We start from the raw sequence: 20,962 nt of genomic DNA on the forward strand, positions 1-20,962 counted from the left end.
AATAATAGGATGCATTAATCAGCATGATAGAAGACAATCACTGTCACACCGTCCGCTGATCGTGTATCGTTGCAGATAAGCATTAATACATAATCACAGCGAGCCAGGGGAACGTGCTCAATATAAACGATTACCTGAGGCTTAAGTACGCTCAAGAGAGGTTAGCCCCTTGAATGATATGGCAAAAAATCTGATTCTCTGGGTCATAATCGCCTTGGTGCTATTGACCGTCTTTAAAAACTTTGATGGCATGCAGTCGTCTACCCAGAAGGTTGCCTATTCTGACTTCATCAGCATGGTAGAAAATCGCCAGGTCAGTAAGGTTGTTATTGATGGTTTTACCATCACCGGCATGTTAAACAACAGTGAACGTTTTGAAACCAATCTGCCGCCCACTGTGCCAGACAACAAACTGATGGATGAACTCCTGCTGGGCAAGGTACAGGTTGAGTCCAAACCTATTGAAAAGCAGAGTATCTGGACACAGCTATTGGTGGCCAGCTTCCCGATTCTGGTGATTCTTGCGGTCTTTATGTTCTTCATGCGTCAGATGCAGGGCGGCGGCGGCGGCCGGGGTGGCCCGATGAGCTTTGGCAAAAGCAAGGCCCGCCTGCTGTCTGAAGATCAGATCAAAACCACGTTTGCCGATGTAGCCGGTGTTGAAGAAGCCAAGGAAGATGTTCAGGAGCTGGTCGACTTCCTGAAGGATCCCGGTAAATTCCAGCGTCTGGGTGGTCGTATTCCCCGGGGCGTTCTGATGGTAGGTCCTCCGGGTACTGGTAAAACCCTGATCGCCAAAGCGATTGCCGGTGAGGCCAAGGTTCCGTTCTTTACCATCTCCGGTTCTGACTTTGTTGAGATGTTTGTAGGTGTTGGTGCTTCCCGTGTTCGTGACATGTTTGAGCAGGCCAAGAAGCAGGCACCGTGCATTATCTTTATTGACGAGATTGATGCGGTCGGTCGTCACCGTGGTGCCGGTATGGGCGGTGGTCACGATGAACGTGAGCAGACCCTTAACCAGCTGCTGGTTGAGATGGACGGTTTTGAAGCGAACGACGGTATTATTGTAATTGCTGCTACCAACCGTCCTGATGTTCTTGACCCTGCGTTATTGCGTCCCGGTCGTTTTGACCGTCAGGTGGTAGTTGGCTTGCCGGATATCCGTGGTCGTGAGCAGATCCTGAAAGTGCACATGCGCAAGGTTCCGGTTTCTGACAATGTGCAGCCTTCGGTTATTGCCCGTGGTACTCCCGGATTCTCCGGTGCCGACCTGGCTAACCTGGTTAACGAGGCGGCACTCTTTGCGGCACGGGCTAACCAGCGCACCGTTGGCCAGAAAGAGTTTGATCTGGCGAAAGACAAGATCATGATGGGCGCTGAGCGCAAGTCCATGGTCATGAGTGATAAGGAAAAAAGCAATACAGCTTATCATGAAGCAGGCCATGCCATCGTTGGCAGATTGGTTCCGGACCATGATCCAGTCTACAAAGTGAGTATTATTCCGCGAGGCCGGGCACTTGGGGTGACCATGTTCCTGCCTGAAGAGGACCGCTACAGCCAGAGCCGCCAGGCACTGCTGAGCCAGATATGTTCACTGTTTGGTGGCCGTATCGCAGAAGAGATGACGTTGGGGAAAGATGGGGTAACCACCGGTGCCTCCAATGATATCCAGCGTGCTACCCAGATTGCCAGAAGCATGGTGACCAAGTGGGGCCTTTCTGAAAAGCTCGGCCCACTGCTCTACGATGAGGATGAGGGTGAGGTTTTCCTGGGTAAAAACTACGGCAGCGGTGGTTCCAGGATGAATGTCTCCGGTGAAACGGCGAAGATCATTGATGAGGAAGTTCGTCGGGTTGTTGATGAATGTTACTCCCGCGCCAACCAGATTCTCGTCGATAACCGCGACAAGCTGGATCAAATGGCTGAGGCGCTGATTCAGTACGAAACCATTGATAGTGATCAGATTGATGACATCATGGCTGGCCGTGAAGTCCGCCCTCCCAAGGATTCCGGCGATAACGATGACAGCGGTGTAAAAGCTGCTGCTGATGAGCCTGAAGTAAAGGCCGAAGACGGTGATAAACAAGATTCAGGCGGTTCGATTGGTGGCCCAGCTGGGGAGCACTGATCGTCAGTCAGGTCTATGATGATGAAGGGCAGGTTTATCCTGCCCTTTTTTGTATCTGCCAATTTGTCCATGGTTATCGGTTTTTTGGCCACGGTTGGTATACCCGCTCAGGGAGAGTGATTGGTTGGCCATCAGAGAAAAATGACTGAACGGGATCTGAGGAGTATTCATGAGCAACGAATTCAAGTTGAACTGTGCAGGGAAAATGCTGGATCTGAACAGGCCCAGGGTGATGGGGGTTTTGAACGTTACACCGGACTCTTTTTATCAAGGGAGCCGCTGTGCTGATAACTGGCTGAACGTTGCCGAGCAGATGATCAAGGACGGGGCGGATATTCTGGATATTGGTGGCGAGTCAACTCGCCCCGGTGCTTCCGGTGCGCCAGCCCAGGAGCAGGAGTTAGAGCGGGTTCTGCCGGTTATCGAAGGTTTGGCGTCGCGCTTCAACGTCATTATCTCCATTGATACCAGCTCTCCTCTGGTGATGAAAGAGGCAGTAAAAGCGGGCGCGGGGATTATTAATGATGTCCGGGCGTTGCACCGTGAGGGGGCGCTGGAAGCAGCAGCGGAAACGACGGTTCCCATTATTCTGATGCACTCTCTTGTTGATCAACCTGAGCCCGGGGTTGTACCGGTCTATGGTGATGTGGTTAAGAGGTCAGCCAGTATTTGATGGCTTGTGTGGAGCGCTGCGAGAATGCCGGAATTGCCAGGGAGCGCTTGATACTGGACCCGGGCTTTGGGGGCGGTATGTTTGGTAAAACGCCGGTGTACGATCTTGAAATGCTGAAGGGTTTTCGCCGCTTCCATGAACCCGGTCTGCCGGTATTGGCGGGTATGTCCAGAAAGTCCTTTATTGGGGCAACCCTGGACCGGGATACTGAAGACCGGCTTCCGGGCAGTCTCGCTGCAGCCATGCTGGCTGCACAGGCAGGTGCTCATATCATCCGTGTGCATGATGTCAGGGAGACGGTTGATGTCCTGCGTTTGCTTCAGGCCGTTGACGAAGCTTAACGTTTTCATTTGAAAAAATAATGATGCCTGCCAGTCTGGAGATCGAGCTTCTGCAGTGGTGGGTAGTCTTCACTGTCATTAAGTCATCAATGTCGCCTATTCCTTAAACCCTCTTCGTTTTCAAGATAACCTGATGGTACTGGTGGTTCACTTGAATGAGTGAGATGATTACCGGATATTGCTTTCAGAAATTCTTGGTAAACGGCTATGGCTCGCAAATATTTTGGTACCGACGGAATTCGTGGGAAGGTGGGGGATTTTCCGATTACCCCGGATTTTGTCCTCAAGCTGGGCTGGGCGGCGGGTCGTGTGCTGGCTGAACAGGGTGAAGGGAAAGTCATTATTGGCAAAGATACCCGCATTTCCGGCTACATGTTTGAGTCCGCGCTTGAGGCCGGTCTGTCTGCTGCCGGTATCGATGTTGTTCTGACCGGGCCAATGCCAACCCCGGCCATTGCCTATCTGACCCGAACCTTTAATGGGCAGGCGGGTATTGTGATCAGCGCCTCCCATAACCCGTTTTACGACAATGGTATAAAGTTTTTTGCAGGCGACGGCACCAAGCTATCCGATGAGGTTGAGCTGAAGATTGAAGCATTGCTTGAGTCAGAGATTGAGGTAGTGGATTCCCAGAGCCTGGGTAAAGTGACCCGGATGAATGATGCTGCAGGCCGGTACATTGAGTACTGCAAGGGCAGCACTTCCCAGCAGCTGGATCTGCGTGGCATGAAAATGGTGATTGATGCCGGCCACGGTGCAACCTATCAGGTTGGTCCTGCGGTCTTTCGAGAGCTGGGTGCGGAAGTGATACCGATGTGCATCCATCCGGATGGCGTCAACATTAACGAGAACGCTGGTGCTACCAGCCCGGAAGGCATGGCTGCCAGAGTCAGGAAAACCGGTGCGGATCTGGGAATTGCCTTGGACGGTGATGGTGACCGGGTCATTATGGTGGATGATAAAGGTGAGATCGTCGATGGCGACCAGCTGCTGTTTATTATTGCCATGGATCGCCATTCCAGGGGGATCTTGAAGGGTGGTGTCGTGGGCACGTTGATGACCAACCTCGGGATGGAGAAAGCACTGGAAGCTGCCGGCATTCCCTTTGCCAGGGCCAATGTCGGTGACCGTTATGTCAATGAACTGCTGATAGCCAATGACTGGCAGCTCGGCGGTGAGTCTTCAGGCCACATTATCTGTCGTGATGCATCGACCACGGGTGATGGCATTGTCTCGGCATTGAAAGTGTTAAAAGCCATGCAGACAGCAGGTAAGTCACTGTCTGAAATGGTGGCTGCGATCACACTTTATCCACAAGTCATGATCAATGTCCGGGTGCAGAACAAGCGGGACACCGACACTATTCCAGGTATTGTTGAGGCGGTAAAAAAAGCAGAAGAAGAGATGGCCGGAAAAGGCCGCGTGCTTCTCAGAGCTTCAGGAACTGAGCCAGTCATTCGAGTGATGGTAGAAGGTGAAGACGGCGATCAGGTAAAGGCCCAGGCGGAAAAGCTGGCAAAAGTGGTTGAACAGGAAATGTGCTGAATGACGCCCGGTGCAGGTATCGGCCTGCACTGGAGCTGTGTTGCCTTGATTTCAATAGCTTCGCAGGGCTTGACTTATTGTATGTTGGTGTCTTTCGGGTTAGTATTCCGGCCTCGCGATCAAAGAGGTAAGCGGTATGCGTCAGCCACTGGTAGCCGGAAACTGGAAGATGAATGGTTCTTCTGACAGTATCCGTGAGCTTGTTGATGGAATCCTTTCGGGACTTGAAACCAAGGCTGAGGTGCTCGTTTTTCCACCTAGCGTATACGTTCAGCAGGTACGCGACTTGCTGAAGGGTTCTGCGGTTAAATTGGGTGTGCAAAATGCCTCCGATAAGCTGTCAGGAGCCTATACGGGTGAAATCTCTCCTCTGATGGCCAAAGACCTTGGCTGTGAATATGTACTTATTGGTCACTCTGAGCGTCGTTCCCTGTATGGCGAAACCGATGCCGATGTGGCTGCGAAATTCTGTGCTCTGGTTGACCAGGGTCTGGTGCCAGTGCTTTGCGTTGGTGAGACTCTGTCTGAGCGCGAAGCTGGTGACACTATGAAAGTAGTGGCTCATCAGATCAATACTGTGCTTCGGGCTGCTGGTCCGGAGCGTCTGGCTAATTATGTAATTGCCTATGAACCAGTTTGGGCTATTGGAACCGGCCTGACTGCAACCCCTGAACAGGCGCAGGAAGTTCATGCTGAAATTCGTGCGCTGCTGGCAGAAAACGATCCGTCCATGGCGGACAGAACCCGTGTTCTGTATGGTGGCAGCATGAAGGCTGACAACGCGGCAGAACTGATGAGCCAGCCTGATGTTGATGGTGGTCTGATCGGTGGTGCTTCGCTGGTAGCTGCTGATTTCAAGGTGATTTGTCACGCTGCGGGATAGTAATGGAAACCATTATTCTTCTTGTGCACGTGCTGGTAGCTGTTGGCGTGATCGCTATGATCATGCTGCAGCAGGGCAAAGGTGCAGAAACAGGAGCCAGTTTTGGCTCGGGGGCTTCGCAAACGGTGTTTGGAAGCCAGGGCTCAGCAAACTTTCTGAGCCGTACAACCGCTATTCTGGCAACGATCTTTTTCGTCACCAGTATCGGTCTGGCGATGATGGCCAGGCAGAAAGCTGATAGTGTTGCTGATGCTGGTTTACCGTCTGTTCAGATTGAACAGAGTGTGCCGGTCAATGATGCGCCTTTTTCGGTTGATTCATTAGAAAACACTATCGGAAGCGATGCGCCTGTGTTAGAGTCTCAGCCCGTTGAGAGCAGCGGCTCCAGCAACTCTGAAAACCCTCAGTAAGATTTAAAATCTTATTGATTTATAAAGAGTTTTCAGAAATAATTTTGCTGTCGCCGAGAGCGACAGCTTAGGCCGAAGTGGTGGAATTGGTAGACACGCTGTCTTGAGGGGGCAGTGCCTGTATGGGCGTACGAGTTCGAGTCTCGTCTTCGGCACCAATAGAATCAAGGGATTACGGGGATTTAGGAATAGACTGACATAGTCGTTTCCCAAAAAAATTCCCAAAAAAAAGCGGCTAAAAAGATAGCCTCTTAATAGTACTTTGGTTTATGACTATTGCTTGGCAATAGTCGCATAAAAAAAGGCCTGAGATGGCCTTTTTTTGTATCTTCGTTTTCTTCATCTCGTTCCTTTGACTTCCTGTGTTTTACGGATGTAAACCTTCTTGGCTTCCAGGGTTTGTGTCCGGATACCAGTCCTTCATCATCTGGTTCAGCTATGAGTTGATACCCACAACGTTCGTGCTGAGGCTGTCGAAGGGCGGAAACTTTGGACTCTAATAGATCGTGCCAGGCACCCTTCGACTCCGCTCAGGGTGAACGGAGGTTGTACACGTCAAACTCATTGAAACCATGTGCTAGGGCAAAAAACAGGGCTCATGGGCAATCAGCTCAAAGCACTGCTCTATATCCTGATCATAAAAGACTTCGTGCCACTTATCGGTGTGCCGCATATAAGACAGCGTATAGGTGTTATTACCGCTGTAGGACATTCTGGCAAACTTCCGTTCAAAGGACGGGCTGATGGCATCGGGAGATGGGCAGTGGTAAGTGGCGCAGAAATAGAAAAAACTGCCATGCCATTTGGTAAAGATATCCACCAGATAGTTGAAGCTCGGGTTCTCCGGCGGAGGCTGGACATTTGCCGGTTTCAGGTATTCCTCTACCCATTGGTCGGCCCTGGCTTTCAGGGCTGCTTTGGTCTCGGGTGATACTTTGGGGTTGGGTGCCCTTTTGGTTGCGGGCATCCACATATAACTGCTCATAAATCTCTCTGCTGCCAGATACTGCTCTGATACATTGCATACAATCCAAGGTAGCCCAAAATTCCTACGCCATTGGCCAGGATATCCCTGTTCTCTTTTCAAGAGCGCTGCCCGCTTCCTGAAAAGAAAAGCTGCTTTTTTCGGGAAGCGGGCAGCGTTCTTTGAAGGGCATAAAGCTTATCGTAGCAATATGGTCGCTTCGATAAAACCTTCAATACTGCCACAGTCAAAGCGTATGCCCTTGAATTTATAAGCCAGCACACAACCACGCAGAGATTACTTCTTCATTAGCACCTGAAAGGTACACTGGCAAAGCTTCCTGCTCAGATATGGCAATCAATTGATGAAAAAGGTCAACCCCGGCAATCCACTCGGTAATATCCTGCGATAGGTATTAGGAACAGTGGAAATATGTAAGTTCTTCCGGGACAAACCCTCGCAGCCTGTTTAAACGCTATCCTTATACAAAAATAGCGACAAGAGACAGGATGAGTGCCCGTGAATATTGACGATGTTATCAACCGGTTATCAAACCATGTGATGGGTGAGCTGCCCAGGGAAACCCTGCTGGCGGCCAGTGAGCAGCGGACGGAATTGATTCCGCGTCTGCTTGACTATCTGGAAGGCGTTGCCGGGCAGGGGGATGAGATACCCGAAAGCCAGCGTGTGGATCTGGTCTTTTTTGCCTTTTACCTGCTGGCTCAATTCCGGGCATCAAAGGCATTGCCGGTGATGCTTCGGATAGTGTCTGCCAAACCCCGGACGGTCAATCGACTGCTTGGTTATGTAGTCAGTGAGAGCCTGGCGCGAATACTGGCATCGGTGATCGCTGGTGAAGTCATCAGCGAAAGTGACACCAATAACGGATGTAACGTGGAGCCACTGAAGCAGTTAATTGAAAACACAGCGGTCCATCCTTGCGTTCGATCTTCCTGTTTGACCTGCCTGACGATTCTGGTTTTCCATGGTTTTCTGCCCCGAGAGGTACTGGTCAGCTACTTTCAGCAGCTGTTTAGTGGTGGGCTTGAGCAGGAGCGGAGTCCGGTCTGGGACGGGCTACTCTCTAACTGCATCATTGTCGGAGCCGCCGAGCTGGAAACTTCTGTTTTGGACGTGTTTGACCGGGGACTGCTGACCGATTCATTTATGGGCAGGGAGCGGTTAAGTAAGATGTTACAGGAGCATTCCGGCGAGGTTAGCTTTCCATCCTATGAAAGCTCTGCCCTGATTGATGATTGTGTGGCTGAGTTGCAAGGTTGGGCCAGCTTTAACAACACGCGGCCGCAGGAGAAGCCCGCTGAAAGAGCACCTGTCGGAAGCAACGCGGAGCCAGAAGGCGTTCAGCGTGTGATGCGGCCCTGGCCAGCCAGAAAACCACCGGTTCGCACGCGTGCGGGGGCACAGCGGTTGCCAGGTCAGCAACGGCCCTTTCCACCTTCCTCTCCCGGAAAGCCTGCACAGCCGCTGGTCAGACAACACCCGAAGGTGGGAAGAAATGATCCCTGCCCCTGCGGTAGCGGGCGCAAGTATAAGAAGTGTTGCGGCTGATGGGTGAGAAAAGGTCGTTTCCCACGGGATGGACCGTGGGAGTGTAATACCAGTGGTATTCAATGCTTTTGAACTGAATCCGCCATTTACATGTTGCTATCATCGACATAATGAGGGTTTGATTGACCATACCAGCTGCAAAGTCCCTTGTGGTTACGCCCATCTTGTAATGGCTTAATATTTGCGTAAGATGGCTGATCGTCTGGTAGTGGAAAGCTTAAAGATTTAGCGAAGTCTTCTAATTCTTTTAATTGTTCTCTAATTAACTTTCCTCTAGTTAACTTTTTTCTCATTATAGGAGTTAGTGCGTCAGTACCGCCCCCTAACATTCTTGAGACAATACAATGCCTGGCAGTTAAAAGTCCCTGTTGTTTAGCTACTGCATGTTCTGTGGATTTCAAAGCTGGAACTAAATCATCTTTTACTTGAGATGCCAGAGAGTTTAAAACTTCTTCAGTTATATCAGGAGATGCAATTCTGTATGCATTTTTAGTAAGTTCAATAGATGCTTTGATATAATATTCTTCCTTGCATTGCCATAATCGCATTGCATCGTGTAAAGACAGGGTCTTTTTAAACTCACTTTTATTTGAGCTTTCTATTAGTATATCTTTCAGCTTATTCTCTAGATTAAGCATATGTTTAATCATGGAAAGAACAATCTGATTGTTTTTTTGGGAGGCGATGAGGGAGTTATCCCATAGGGGAACTGTCCCGCTAAATCCAACAACTGGAATATCAGTAGTGCGTATTATTAGACCATTCTTTCCCCTAAGTGGAATGAGTGGGTATTGTAATGCACTTGCCGATGAGTCAAGTTCCTTTAAAGGTATATTTGTATCACTATGAATGCCACCGTATGTATAGAGGAGCGCTAGCCGATAATAATCACTTCGTAATGCTTGATTTTCGAGTCCTACGTTGTGTAGTTGCGTAATGTTAACAAAGTCTTTATGGAGCTTATCGCAGTCAGGTTCATTAGAATCTTTTAATGCTTTATAAAAGTCTTCATTCAGTTTGTCGACAGTGATGATTTCCACCGTCCCGGATATACCATCACATTTTGATTCAGCAGCAATAAATTTCATTGGTTTATCAGTCAGAACGCAAACATGAAAATCATTGAACTTTCCAAGGCTCTTGAAATGGTGAACTATTTGTACCTGCCTCTCAGGGATAGTTTTCTTACCAACCCATTCAAAAAAGTGGTTTCTTGGTATTAATTCTCCATGCATCTGACTTGTAAATTTCTGGTATGTGCTCTTTATTTCGGAATCTTTTTGTATTAACTCTTTGATAAAATTTTTTGTAGGTAAAGCTTGAGTGGAAGAAACATTCATAAAAACTCCGTTTAACTAATTAAATCCTTTGATCACAAAGAATTAAAGTTGTTAAATTCTAACTAGTAACCAGCTTAGAGTGTGTGGTCAAGAAAAAGTTCCATAAGTTCGAATGAGAAAAGAGCACTACCCGCAAAACCTGTTCTGGTTGTGCGGGTAACGTACAGCAGATCACAGGCGATAAGTAGCTGGCCATATGATTTCATATGGTTAGCTACTTAAAACACCTATCCGGTGGTAACTTCCTCACTTTGGATGTCCAGCCGGGACTTCACCCGGCGTTCTTCCAGTTCTTTCTCTGCCTGTTCTTGCAGTTTTCCAATGTACTCACAATAGGCCGTCAGATTTTGCCTGCGGTTGTGGTCGAATTGTTCAAAACGATGTTTAAAGATCAGCTGATCCTCTTTGCTCAGGTTCATCCAGCCTGGTCTGAAACCCAGGTCTTCCGGGTTTAACAGGTCGTGCACAGCGACCCATTCCTCGCCTTGGCGAAGTTTCATGCCGGGGTTGATAATGTAATGGCCTCGACGGATGCGCTTGAATAACTTGCGGTTATAGGGTGCATCCCGATCGACCTCATTGCCGGAGAGAATACTGCTGATGTAGCTCTGCTTTTTCCGGCGTTCCGGTAAGACCTCGTCCGGCAGGGTTTGCACCCATTCGGTAATGTCTTTGGCTGAGAAACCCTCGCCTCTGCCTGCCAGTTCCCCTAGTTTGCGATAAAACATGGCAAACATCAGGTTCAGTACAAACAGTCCCATCAGGCGCTTGTCCAGCTTGATCAAGCGGCCTTGGGTCTGGATGGACAGGCTGTCCGGTTCCAGGTTGCTGTAGACCGGTGCCAGTTTATGGCGGGCATAGCGCTCATCCATCAGTGCCTGTTCCAGTGCCATCTGCAGGGCGTTGAGACCATGGCTGCCAGACAGATCCGGGTTGGCACCGCGTTCCATCAGTTCCCTGACCAGGCCAGCATTGCCAAGGCGGGCGGCGACCATCAACGGGGTCAGGTTGAAGATGGTGCGGTGGTCGATGCCGTATTTCTCCGTGTCGCGCAATACACTGCCGGGATTATTCAGGTCGTAGGTCATGTAGTGCTTCTGGTGCAGTTGTTTGACCGCTTTTTCTTCCGTCTGTGTGGCGGGTTTAAAGCCGCTGGTGAGCAACTGGTTGAGCATGGGTTGATGCCAGTGGATCAGGGCGTATTCCAGAGCCAGCAGCTGCTTTTTCTTGTTATTGCCGCTTGTGGCTTCTTTCTGCAGTTCCGTGAAGGCGGTGCGATCGAGTACCGGCCAGGGTACCGGCTTTTGCTGCAGTATCCGGCTGCGGATCTCATCGGCCTGTTCCTGCTTGCCCTGCAGTTCCAGCTTGCGGGCCTCTTTCTGCCACTCATCCAGGCTGGAGTCCTGCTTATCCATCTGCAGGTCACCGGTAAATCGTTCCAGGTCCAGTAGCCGCATTAACGGATGCTTCTGGTTGGCCTCGATAATGTAGAGGTTGCTCACCGCCCGTGTAATGGCAACGTAGAGGGCGTTGATATAGAACTTGTAGACCTCCAGGGATTTGTCCTGTTTGTTTTTCGCCCTGGCGTATTCCAGTGTCTCTTTTTCCAGCGCGGCGGGGTCTACACCCGCAGCAATATCCCGGAAGCTCTTTTCTTCATCGCTGATAAAGTTGTAAAGAATGATATTGTCGTATTCCAGCCCCTTGGCCTCCTGGATGGAGAAGACCAGCGGCGTATTAAACCACTGGCGGGCGGCGGCTTTCTGGTCCGGGTGCATCACCAGCACGGCAAAGCGGGTGGAGCGGGCGGTTTTGCTGTCCAGGTCCTGTTTGACCTTTTGGCTGTTGGCCAGCAGCTGCAACTGTCCCCGGTGTTCGCCAATGCTGTCGACCAGGTAGTTGCTCTCTTTGTCGATGGAGCCAAAGCGGGCGTGCTTCAGTTTCAGAATCCGGTTGGCAATATGGGTGATCACCGGCGCATTGCGGTAATTGGATTGGAGTATCCGGATTATCTCACCCTCACCGGTCAGACCCTGCTGCTCGAAAAACAGGGTCTTGACCTTGGACCAGGAGAAAAAGTTCGGGTGGACAATCTGGTTGGAGTCACCACAGAGGATAAAGTGGCCCGGATACCTGAGGGTCTTCAGTATCAGGTAGAGCTGAATGTTGGTAATGTCCTGCACCTCGTCCACCACGATAAAGTCGTATTGGGGTTCGGCGCTGGCCAGGTAGCGGTGGCTGATAATGTTAGTGTCGTATAACTGTTCCTTTTTCAGGAACTGCCGGTATTTATCGAACAGGTCGTAAACGCCCGAACGCTCTTCTTCACTGAAGATGGATTGTTTCACCCCCAGCTTCAGGTACTCATCACGGGAGAGCCAGGGTGATTCGGTAGAAGGGCCGGTCAGCACGCCCCGGAACTCCTCAAAGAGTTTATGAGGGTCTTTCTGTTTGCTGTTGCCCTTATGGCGCTGGAACCAGCCTTCAAAGTCTTTCAGCGTTACTTCCCGACCGGCGGGTACCCGAATGCTTTCCAGGAACTCCCGAAAGGAGAGAAATTCCACATTCTGTTCTTCATTATCGTACTGGTGAGCGTAGTAAAGATTACGGGCGCTTTGTACCAAGAAGGGGGAGTGACTGACGTATAGTACGTCGCCCGTCGCTTGCTTCATTTTCTCCAGGGTCAGGGCGGTTTTGCCGCTACCGGCACTGCCAATAATTACCAGGGGTGGCGGTAGCTGATAAACGGACTGCTGTTCGCCGTCGAAGGAGATTATCTTGTCCAGCAGGTTAAAGCGGTCGTGGTCGGTATTGAGATAAGTCAGTTCTGGTGAGGACTCAGTTTCCGCAGCAACAATCGGCGGAATTTTTTCCTCATCAATGGTTACGCCCCGTTCCAGGAATCGGGACTTTTCATAGGCGTGATTGCGGATATACTCCAGAATCAGGCAATAGGGCTCGCCGTTGTACCGGTGCAGGGAGAATAACAGCCGGTCGTTACGGTTCAGCCGTGCGCGGTAAAGGTTATCCCCGATCTTGCGCACATCCGCCTGCTGGAAATTATTGTTCTCAAGAGCTTTGCGAACTTTGGCAAAGCCGGGTATCTGATCTGCATTGAGATCGTTGTATAAAAGTATATTCATGGGCAATAGGGTAGAAAACCTGATGTGCTTTTGCGAGCTCCGAATGCTCTGATGAGTAGATGCCAGTATTATGAATGGGTGGCCGTTGGCCAGCAAATGTTCAGCGATGTCTAATTCGATTGGTGTTGGTGGTAAATCAGAAATCCTGTCGGGGTTTTATGCGGTTGACGGAATTGACCGTTCAGGGCAGGGCCATTCTTTCGGGTTTTCCGTTATTGGCAAACGGGGTGGCTTTACCGGGTTTGCAATTGCGCGTTATAAAGGGCGTGGCCGGTCTCTGGCGCTTCCTGCCAGGCAGGGTGAGCAGGATAACAATAGGGAGCTGCCCGGGCAGAATGAGATTGTTCACCGGTCATTAAGGTCTCGTCGTATATATCCTCTGCCGAGTGTTATTCGCCCTTTTTTATTCCATCCTTTTTTATTCCGTCCTCATAAGCTTCGCAGGCGCTACTGGCCGAACAGTTACCCGGCTCATCGACCGCCATTTAACAGCCATTATCCTCAAACGATGGGTGGTCTGGTTGTTTTTGGGCAGACTGGCAGGATCATGCAAAGATTTCCGGCAGCGGCGAGAAAAAGGCGGTCTTGGAAAGCTACCAAAAAAACCGTCAGGAAAGAGACAGCCTGGCAAGTTGGTCACGGTAAGATTGTTGGCGGTAAAGCCATTTTTCCGGACAGTGATCTGGTCTTTTTTCAGTTGTGTCTTGACTACTATGCCAACTGCGCCAAAAACGCCAATCACCCAGCCCGGCATGGGGCACACTCCCAATATGATCCGCTACACCGACCATACTGTGACCTGTCCTGTGGTGACCATGTATATGGTCAGGTAATGGACTGCCCTGAGGGATGCTCTGGCCGATGCTTGCCAGAGGGGCCGGGAAGGCAGTGCGAGAGCCCGGGGAAGCATCCCTGCTTTTTCAATGGCACTTGCTTTTGTGGCAAAGGCAGTGATTCCGGTGTTGTTATGTTCAGAAAGTTCCGGATCGGACTTTGGAGCATCAAGCTGTTAACCGCTTTGTTTTTATTCTTTCTTCTTATTTCGGTACTGGAAGCCTTTACAGGTCTTCATGGCTCCGTCTCTTTCGCCAGCCCTTCGGCTTCGGAACTTTTGTCCGGATTAATCGTTGCCCTGGGGATGATGGCAATGGCCCTATTGGTTTTGTGTGTACTGATAAAGTAAGTAGCTGGCCATATGGAATCACATATTTCTGGCTACTTGGGCAGGTGCTATGCGAGGCACAACGGAGGGAGCATAGCCGTAGCTATGTGACCGGAGTTGTAACGAAGCACGACTGCATGGATGCAGGAGCTAGAGCAACGCAGGAGCGGTTGCCGGGAGTGCCTGAACAAGGAGTCAGAAATATGTGATTTCATATGGTTAGCTACTTAATACCAACTCCGCCTTCTGAAGAGCGTTTTGAGCAAGCTGTTTTGGATTGTCGCTATTGGTTTCTGACCATTTGGTCATGCTATGTGTTTCCCGTCGGGAACTTTATGTAGCAATTGTTGACTAATGCTTTATTCGCTAATTCGAAGATGGCTCCTGTGGACAGGTTATTCGCAGGAATATCTTTGATCTGTCCAACCTCCTCCTTTTGCTGGCAATCACCCGGTTAAAGTAGTTGTTTATATGTGTAGTAGTTAAAACGATGGATTCAGTAAATGTGTATGCCGGTTGTAATTTGAACGATTTGAATAACCCGGCAAGACCTCAGCGCCCCGATAGTCCTGATGAAAACAACGCCTCTGGGACATTCTCCCGGATGTGCAGGCAGGTGGCTTCTCTCCAGCTAGGAGCGGTTGGCCCTGCTGTGCTACCCCGGGAGACTGATAGTGAGTCATTTATCTCCAATATACCTGGCCCTGCTCATTTTTCAGGCTCCGGCACTTTTGATTTTGTTTCTCAAACCAGCCTTGCTTCGGCAGGAAAAGTTACCTCGGAGCGGGATAAACCGTCAATTGAAGATCACTGGTATCAAAAAGGTAAATTAGTGCGTCTCATAGATAATCTTTTGCCAGGCAAATACCGGAACTACTTATTGCAGGAGGGTGTTATTACGGACGATGAAATGAGTGAATTAAGAGCAAGAGGTTCGTACAAGCCTAAAGCCGAGAAATTAGTTCTGATGATACAAAAAAAATACCAAAACCCTGGCCGTTTTGGTTTGACTAAGGAGAAAATTCTGGAAACAATGTGTACAGCTCTCGGTCAACACCAGCCATTCTTGCAGGATTGTCTCAATAAGGAATATCTGGACACCCATCCCGGCAGTCTTAAATCCAATACTTCACCTGGTAATCAACTATTAGCGTCTGTGGACAGGCGTAATGCAGAGTATGCAGCCGCAGCAGGACGGGAGTGTGCCTACAGATACAGAGGTGAAACAAAACAAGGCTGTGAACATGATGATCAAGGGTTATTGAAGAAAAGCGGTAAAGGTCCAAAAGATGATACAAACAACAAATTTTCCAATGTGAAAGACAGTTTTCCTGTTCAGGAAAGTTCAGTACCACAACAACCATCATTGCAGGCACCGCTACGGTTTTACCCATGATCAGCGTCATCTGATGAATCGGTAAAATTCTCCATCCATGGCAGGGAGTGCTTCGGCAAGTTGACAGCTCTGGGAAAAGGGAGATAATAGAGCGGTTTTTTGTGGTGTAGAGTTTTACCATTACTGTTTTGTAGCCAGCTTTTGTAACGATTAGTGAGTCAAATTCAGTGCTGATTCTTTGCTTCAGGGTCAGTGTATTTGATCTTGGGGAGAGGTTGTCAGCTGGCTCTTGCCGAAGTATACTGATGAACAATTTGATGCGGGGTGGAGCAGCCTGGTAGCTCGTCGGGCTCATAACCCGAAGGTCGTTGGTTCGAATCCAGCCCCCGCTACCAAATCCTGAAAACCCCCTTTGCGGGGTTTTTTGTTAGGTAGCGAGTAATTGATGTGTGATGGCCGTTCTGGTCATTGTGCGAATATATGGGGCTTTATAGCCCTTTTTTTGTTTTTTTGGCAGGTATTCAGTCGTGGCAGGTAAGCAGTCGCAGCTGGAGACACTTATCGAGCCGATCGTGGAGTCGCTTGATTACCGTCTCTGGGGTATTGAGTTTGTTTCCCGTGGGCGGAATTCGCTGCTTCGGGTCTATATCGACGCAGAAGATGGCATCACCCTGGAAGATTGCGAAAAGGTCAGCCGTCAGGTGAGTGCCGTTATGGATGTAGAAGACCCAATTGCGGACGAATATACCCTGGAAGTATCTTCTCCGGGATTGGACAGGCCGCTGTTCCGGCTTGAGCAGTACGAGATGATGACTGGCCATACGGTCAGTATACGCCTGAGGGTGCCTTTTGAAGGGCGCAGAAAGTATCGGGGCATCATCAAGGGAATTGAAGATCAGGATGTCGTTATAGAGGCCGATGGCCATGAGCTTCTGTTGCCAATCGAAAGCATCGATAAGGCGCAGGTGATACCACAGTTCGACTGAATTATCCTTCAGGCCGGGCGGATATCCCGGTTTAGCAGCCAGGGATGTGTTGGCAGGAGCCTGTCGGACTTGGCTGACCAGAGCGAGAAAAGCCTGATTTGAGACATTTTTCATGCTGATTTGAGGAGAATAGCAGGGCTATTTGACGAAAAGCAGCATGGATCGTGACCAGATCAGGCTTTTCGCCGCAGGTCAGAAGTGAGTCCGGCAGGCTCCATAGGCATGGACTGGTTCAGCATAGGCGAGGCAGAGCATGAGTAAAGAGATTCTGTTGGTCGTAGAGTCCGTATCCAATGAGAAGGGAGTACCGCCCGAGGTCATCTTTGAGGCGTTGGAAACCGCTCTGGCGACAGCGACCAAAAAACGGTACGAAACCGAAGTGGATATCCGGGTGGCGATCAACCGGGCTAATGGGGAATACGATACATTCCGTCGCTGGACTGTGGTCGCTGACGAGGATTTTGAGTTTCCCGGCATGCATCTGACTCTGGATGAAGGCAAGGAGCACGACGAGTCTCTTGAAATTGGTGGTATCTGGGAAGAACCGGTTGAGTCGGTAGGCTTTGGCCGTATTGCCGCTCAGACAGCCAAGCAGGTGATTGTCCAGAAGGTGCGTGAAGCCGAGCGCCTGCAGATGGTTGAGCAGTACCGTGACAAAATGGGCACTCTGATTTCCGGTACCGTCAAGAAGACAACCCGCGACAGCATTATTGTTGATCTTGGCAATAACGCTGAGGCGGTTTTAAAGAAAGATCAGGTATTGCCCCGTGAGAACTTCAGAATGAGCGCCCATGTTCGGGCCCTGCTCCATGAAGTGTCCACTGAGGGGCGTGGTCCGCAGTTGATGCTGTCAAGAACAGCGCCAGCGATGCTGATTGAGCTGTTCCGTATTGAAGTGCCTGAAATTTCAGAAGAAGTAATTGAGATCAAAGGTGCTGCCAGAGATCCGGGTTCACGGGCCAAGATTGCCGTGAAAACCAATGATGGCCGGATTGATCCGGTCGGTGCCTGTGTTGGTATGCGTGGTGCCCGTGTTCAGGCGGTCTCCGGTGAACTGGGCAATGAGCGTGTTGATATCGTGCTTTACGATGACAACCCGGTGCAGTACGTGATCAATGCCATGCAGCCGGCCGAAGTGGCTTCAATCGTTGTCGATGAAGACAAGGGCACGATGGATATTGCGGTCAGTGAAGATAATCTGGCTCAGGCTATTGGCCGTGGTGGCCAGAATGTCCGCCTTGCCAGTGAGCTGACGGGCTGGATCCTGAACGTCATGACCGAAGAGGATGCTGCCGCCAAACAGCAGCAGGAAGCCGGTCGTGTGGTTCAGACCTTCAGGGAAAAGCTGGATGTCGATGATGATCTGGCTGGACTGCTGGTGGCAGAAGGTTTTACCTCCATGGAAGAGATTGCATACGTCCCTCTTGAGGAGATGTTGGCCATTGAAGGCTTTGATGAAGATATCGTTGAACAGTTGCGCTCAAGGGCCAAGGATCAGTTATTGACTCAGGCCATTGCCCAGGAAGAAAAGCTCGATGGTACCCAGCCTGCTGATGACCTTCTGAATATGGAAGGTATGGAGCAGCAACTGGCCTATGAGCTGGCCAGTCGCGGTGTCGTTACGATGGAAGACCTGGCTGAACAATCGATCGATGACCTTCTGGATATTGACGGAATGGATGAAGATCGGGCTGGTGAGCTGATCATGACGGCGCGGAAACCGTGGTTTGAAGAAGCGGGTAACTGAGCGGGCCACTGAGAGGAGAAGTGTGAATGGCAGATGTAACCGTAGAGCAACTCGCAGCAGTGGTCGGCGCTCCAGTGGAGCGGTTGTTGCAGCAGATGAAAGACGCTGGTCTCACCAAAAGCAGCGCCAAAGAGTCTGTGTCCGATGCAGAAAAACAGCAGCTGCTGGCCCACCTGAAGCGAACTCATGGTGATGCCGGTACCGGTTCTGAACCGACCAGGATTACGCTGAAGCGTAAGACGGTCAGCCGCATGAAAGTGTCTGGTGGCAGTTCAGGCAAAAACAAAGTGGTTAACGTAGAAGTGCGTAAAAAGCGCACTTACGTCAAACGCGAAGCCGCTGAAGAAACACCAAAAGCTGATGAAGCGGCGGCCCGTCCTGAAAAGCAGGAAGAGCGTGGCCAGCGTCGGGATGACCGTGGTCAGCGTAAAGATGATCGCGGCCCACGCCGAGATGATCGTGGCCAGAAAGATGAGCGCAGCGCGCGCAGCGATGACCGTGGCTCCCGTTCCGGTGAGCGCGGTGCTCGTCAGGGTAGTGAGCGTTCTGGTGGCGACCGTGGCCCGCGTCCGGGTGGTGATCGTGGTCAGCGCACCGGTGGCGCTCCGGCACCTTCGGCTGCACCTTCTTTCGGTGATGCACCGCCGCCGGCAGATGACCGCAAGTCCCGCAACAAGCGTGGCAGCAAGGGCAAAGATCGTCGTAATGACAATGACGATCTGCCGCGCCGTGGTAAAGGTGGTCGCAACGAGCGTGATGATCGCCGTGGTGGCAGTCGCAAGTTTGCTCGTACCATGGCACCTGAGTCCATGGCAGCTCACGGCTTTACCAAGCCAACAGCGCCGGTGGTTCGTGAAGTTTCCATCCCGGAAACCATCACGGTTGCAGAGCTGGCCAGCAAGATGGCCATCAAAGCGGCGGACGTTATCAAGGCCATGTTCAAAATGGGCTCCATGGTAACCATCAACCAGGTTATCGATCAGGATACTGCCAGTATCGTGGTTGAAGAAATGGGCCACAAATACAAGCTGACCAAGGCAGACGCCATCGAAGACACCCTGGTGGATGATCAGCTGGAAGATGTTGCTTACGAAGCCAGGCCCCGTGCGCCGGTAGTGACCGTTATGGGTCACGTTGACCACGGTAAGACCTCGCTGCTGGACTACATTCGTAAGAGTCGCGTTCAGGCTGGCGAAGCCGGTGGTATTACCCAGCACATTGGTGCCTACCACGTAGAAACGGATCGTGGCATGGTGTCCTTCCTGGATACGCCCGGACACGCGGCCTTTACCGCTATGCGTGCCCGTGGTGCCAAGGCGACGGATATCGTTATCCTGGTTGTTGCAGCAGACGACGGTGTCATGCCGCAGACCGAAGAAGCGGTGCAACACGCGAAAGCGGCTGGCGTACCTATCGTGGTTGCCGTGAACAAGATGGATAAGCCGGAAGCAGATCCGGATCGGGTGAAAACGAGCTGTCTGCCCGTGACGTTATTCCTGAGGAGTGGGGTGGTGATACGCAGTTTATGCCAGTATCTGCCCTGACCGGTGAAGGTGTTGAAGATCTGCTGGAAGCGGTTATTCTTCAGGCCGAAGTGCTTGAGCTGACTGCTCCGGATGAAGGTCCTGCCCGTGGCGTTGTTGTTGAGTCCCGACTGGATAAAGGTCGTGGTCCTGTGGCCACCGTTCTGGTTCAGGGCGGTAAGCTGAATCAGGGTGATAATATCCTGGTGGGTCAGCAGTACGGTCGTGTACGTGCAATGCTGGATGAGAACGGCCAGCCTATCAAAGAAGCAGGTCCTTCTATCCCGGTAGAGATTCTGGGTCTGGATGGCACGCCGGATGCCGGTGATGAAATGCTGGTGGTTCGCGATGAGCGTAAAGCCCGTGAAATCGCCCTGTTCCGTCAAGGCAAGTTCCGTGAAGTCAAGCTGGCTCGTCAGCAGGCTTCCAAACTGGAGAATATGTTCTCCAGAATGGGTACTGAAGATAAGAAGACGCTCAACATCGTCCTCAAGGCAGACGTACGAGGCTCCCTGGAGGCGCTGACCGCTTCTCTGGAAGAGCAGGGTAACGATGAGGTTGAAGTAAGGGTTATCTCTGGTGGTGTTGGTGGTATTACCGAAACTGACGCCAACCTGGCCCTGGCTTCCAACGCCGTTATCGTTGGCTTTAACGTTCGTGCCGATGCTTCTGCCCGTAAAGTGGTAGAGAGCGAAGAGCTGGATCTGCGTTACTACAGTGTTATCTACGACATCATTGATGACGTTAAGAAAGCGCTGACCGGTATGCTGGGCTCCGATACCCGTGAACAGATCGTGGGTACCGCCGAAGTTCGTGAAGTATTCCGTTCACCGAAGTTTGGTGCCGTGGCTGGCTGTATGGTTATTGAAGGTACCGTGTACCGCAACGACCGTATCCGCGTACTGCGTGATAACGTGGTGATCTACGAAGGTGAGCTGGAGTCTCTGCGTCGTTACAAGGATGATGTCAACGAAGTTCGTAACGGTATGGAGTGTGGTATCGCCGTTAAGAGCTACAACGACGTTAAGCCTGGTGACAAGATCGAGGTTTACAAGACGATTGAAGTACAGCGTACGCTTTAATTCGTTATGCGTGTGAAATAGACGCCAGAGCCTGCGGTTTCCTCTGCAGGCTTTTTTAACCACAAAGGCACAAAGTCACAAAGGGAAGGATTGCTTTGTGTCTCTGTGCCTTTTGTGCCTTTTGGGTATT

The 20,962-nt window shown here is 50.8% G+C and carries 11 protein-coding genes, 2 tRNA genes and 4 pseudogenes; 14 read left to right on the forward strand and 3 right to left on the reverse strand.

Annotation, left to right across the window (positions count from 1 at the left end; translation table 11 throughout):
• Positions 1-178: 178 nt before the first annotated feature.
• The 6 genes and pseudogenes from ftsH (at position 179) to O3276_RS18480 (ending at position 6,138) form a co-directional block, all read left to right on the forward strand.
• Positions 179-2,128 (forward strand): ATP-dependent zinc metalloprotease FtsH, encoded by a 1,950-nt coding sequence (ftsH, locus tag O3276_RS18455; RefSeq protein WP_269672633.1) that lies wholly within the window; start codon positions 179-181, stop codon positions 2,126-2,128.
• A 232-nt stretch (positions 2,129-2,360) separates the two neighbouring features.
• Positions 2,361-3,142, forward strand: a pseudogene (gene folP, locus O3276_RS18460) (dihydropteroate synthase).
• A 207-nt stretch (positions 3,143-3,349) separates the two neighbouring features.
• Entirely contained in the window at positions 3,350-4,687 is a 1,338-nt protein-coding gene (gene glmM / locus O3276_RS18465; protein ID WP_269672634.1) for a phosphoglucosamine mutase, read from the forward strand.
• Positions 4,688-4,823: 136 nt separating this feature from the next.
• Positions 4,824-5,570 carry a triose-phosphate isomerase gene (gene tpiA, locus O3276_RS18470; RefSeq protein WP_269672635.1) on the forward strand — a complete coding sequence of 249 codons (747 nt, stop codon included), beginning with the start codon at positions 4,824-4,826 and terminating at the stop codon, positions 5,568-5,570.
• A 2-nt stretch (positions 5,571-5,572) separates the two neighbouring features.
• Complete coding sequence (secG, locus tag O3276_RS18475) at positions 5,573-5,980, forward strand: preprotein translocase subunit SecG (protein WP_269672636.1); 408 nt, start codon at positions 5,573-5,575, stop codon at positions 5,978-5,980.
• 71 nt (positions 5,981-6,051) lie between these two features.
• Positions 6,052-6,138: transfer RNA gene (locus O3276_RS18480), tRNA-Leu, on the forward strand.
• Between the two features lie 419 nt (positions 6,139-6,557).
• Here the strand turns inward: O3276_RS18480 and O3276_RS18485 are convergent.
• Positions 6,558-6,965: a DUF3024 domain-containing protein gene (locus tag O3276_RS18485; RefSeq protein ID WP_269672637.1), complete on the reverse strand. Its 408-nt coding sequence runs from the start codon at positions 6,963-6,965 to the stop codon at positions 6,558-6,560.
• Positions 6,966-7,463: 498 nt separating this feature from the next.
• Between O3276_RS18485 and O3276_RS18490 the strand changes: the two are divergent.
• A pseudogene (locus tag O3276_RS18490) lies at positions 7,464-8,222 on the forward strand (DUF1186 domain-containing protein); the annotation flags it as partial.
• Positions 8,223-8,435: 213 nt separating this feature from the next.
• Positions 8,436-8,513, forward strand: a pseudogene (locus O3276_RS25875) (SEC-C metal-binding domain-containing protein); the annotation flags it as partial.
• A gap of 86 nt (positions 8,514-8,599) precedes the next feature.
• On the opposite strand, the gene O3276_RS18495 reads toward O3276_RS25875, so the two are convergent.
• Both O3276_RS18495 and O3276_RS18500 read right to left on the reverse strand, forming a co-directional pair.
• A complete protein-coding gene (locus O3276_RS18495; RefSeq protein ID WP_269672639.1) occupies positions 8,600-9,853 on the reverse strand; it encodes a glycosyltransferase in 1,254 nt (417 codons plus the stop codon).
• A gap of 227 nt (positions 9,854-10,080) precedes the next feature.
• On the reverse strand, positions 10,081-12,996 hold the full coding sequence (locus O3276_RS18500) for a UvrD-helicase domain-containing protein (protein ID WP_269672640.1): 2,916 nt from the start codon (positions 12,994-12,996) through the stop codon (positions 10,081-10,083).
• A 106-nt stretch (positions 12,997-13,102) separates the two neighbouring features.
• Between O3276_RS18500 and O3276_RS18505 the strand changes: the two genes are divergently transcribed.
• The 6 genes and pseudogenes from O3276_RS18505 (at position 13,103) to infB (ending at position 20,832) form a co-directional block, all read left to right on the forward strand.
• Positions 13,103-14,179, forward strand: coding sequence for a hypothetical protein (locus O3276_RS18505; protein WP_269672641.1), 1,077 nt, complete (start codon positions 13,103-13,105; stop codon positions 14,177-14,179).
• Positions 14,180-14,648: 469 nt separating this feature from the next.
• Positions 14,649-15,554, forward strand: coding sequence for a CARD domain-containing protein (locus tag O3276_RS18510; protein WP_269672642.1), 906 nt, complete (start codon positions 14,649-14,651; stop codon positions 15,552-15,554).
• A 258-nt stretch (positions 15,555-15,812) separates the two neighbouring features.
• Positions 15,813-15,889 (forward strand) — tRNA-Met (locus O3276_RS18515).
• Positions 15,890-16,021: 132 nt separating this feature from the next.
• Positions 16,022-16,480, forward strand: coding sequence for a ribosome maturation factor RimP (gene rimP / locus O3276_RS18520; protein WP_101746603.1), 459 nt, complete (start codon positions 16,022-16,024; stop codon positions 16,478-16,480).
• Positions 16,481-16,733: 253 nt separating this feature from the next.
• On the forward strand, positions 16,734-18,227 hold the full coding sequence (gene nusA, locus O3276_RS18525) for a transcription termination factor NusA (protein ID WP_269672643.1): 1,494 nt from the start codon (positions 16,734-16,736) through the stop codon (positions 18,225-18,227).
• A gap of 26 nt (positions 18,228-18,253) precedes the next feature.
• Positions 18,254-20,832: pseudogene (gene infB, locus O3276_RS18530) on the forward strand (translation initiation factor IF-2).
• Positions 20,833-20,962: the final 130 nt, after the last annotated feature.

Source organism: Endozoicomonas sp. GU-1 (assembly GCF_027366395.1).
Lineage (GTDB): Bacteria > Pseudomonadota > Gammaproteobacteria > Pseudomonadales > Endozoicomonadaceae > Endozoicomonas.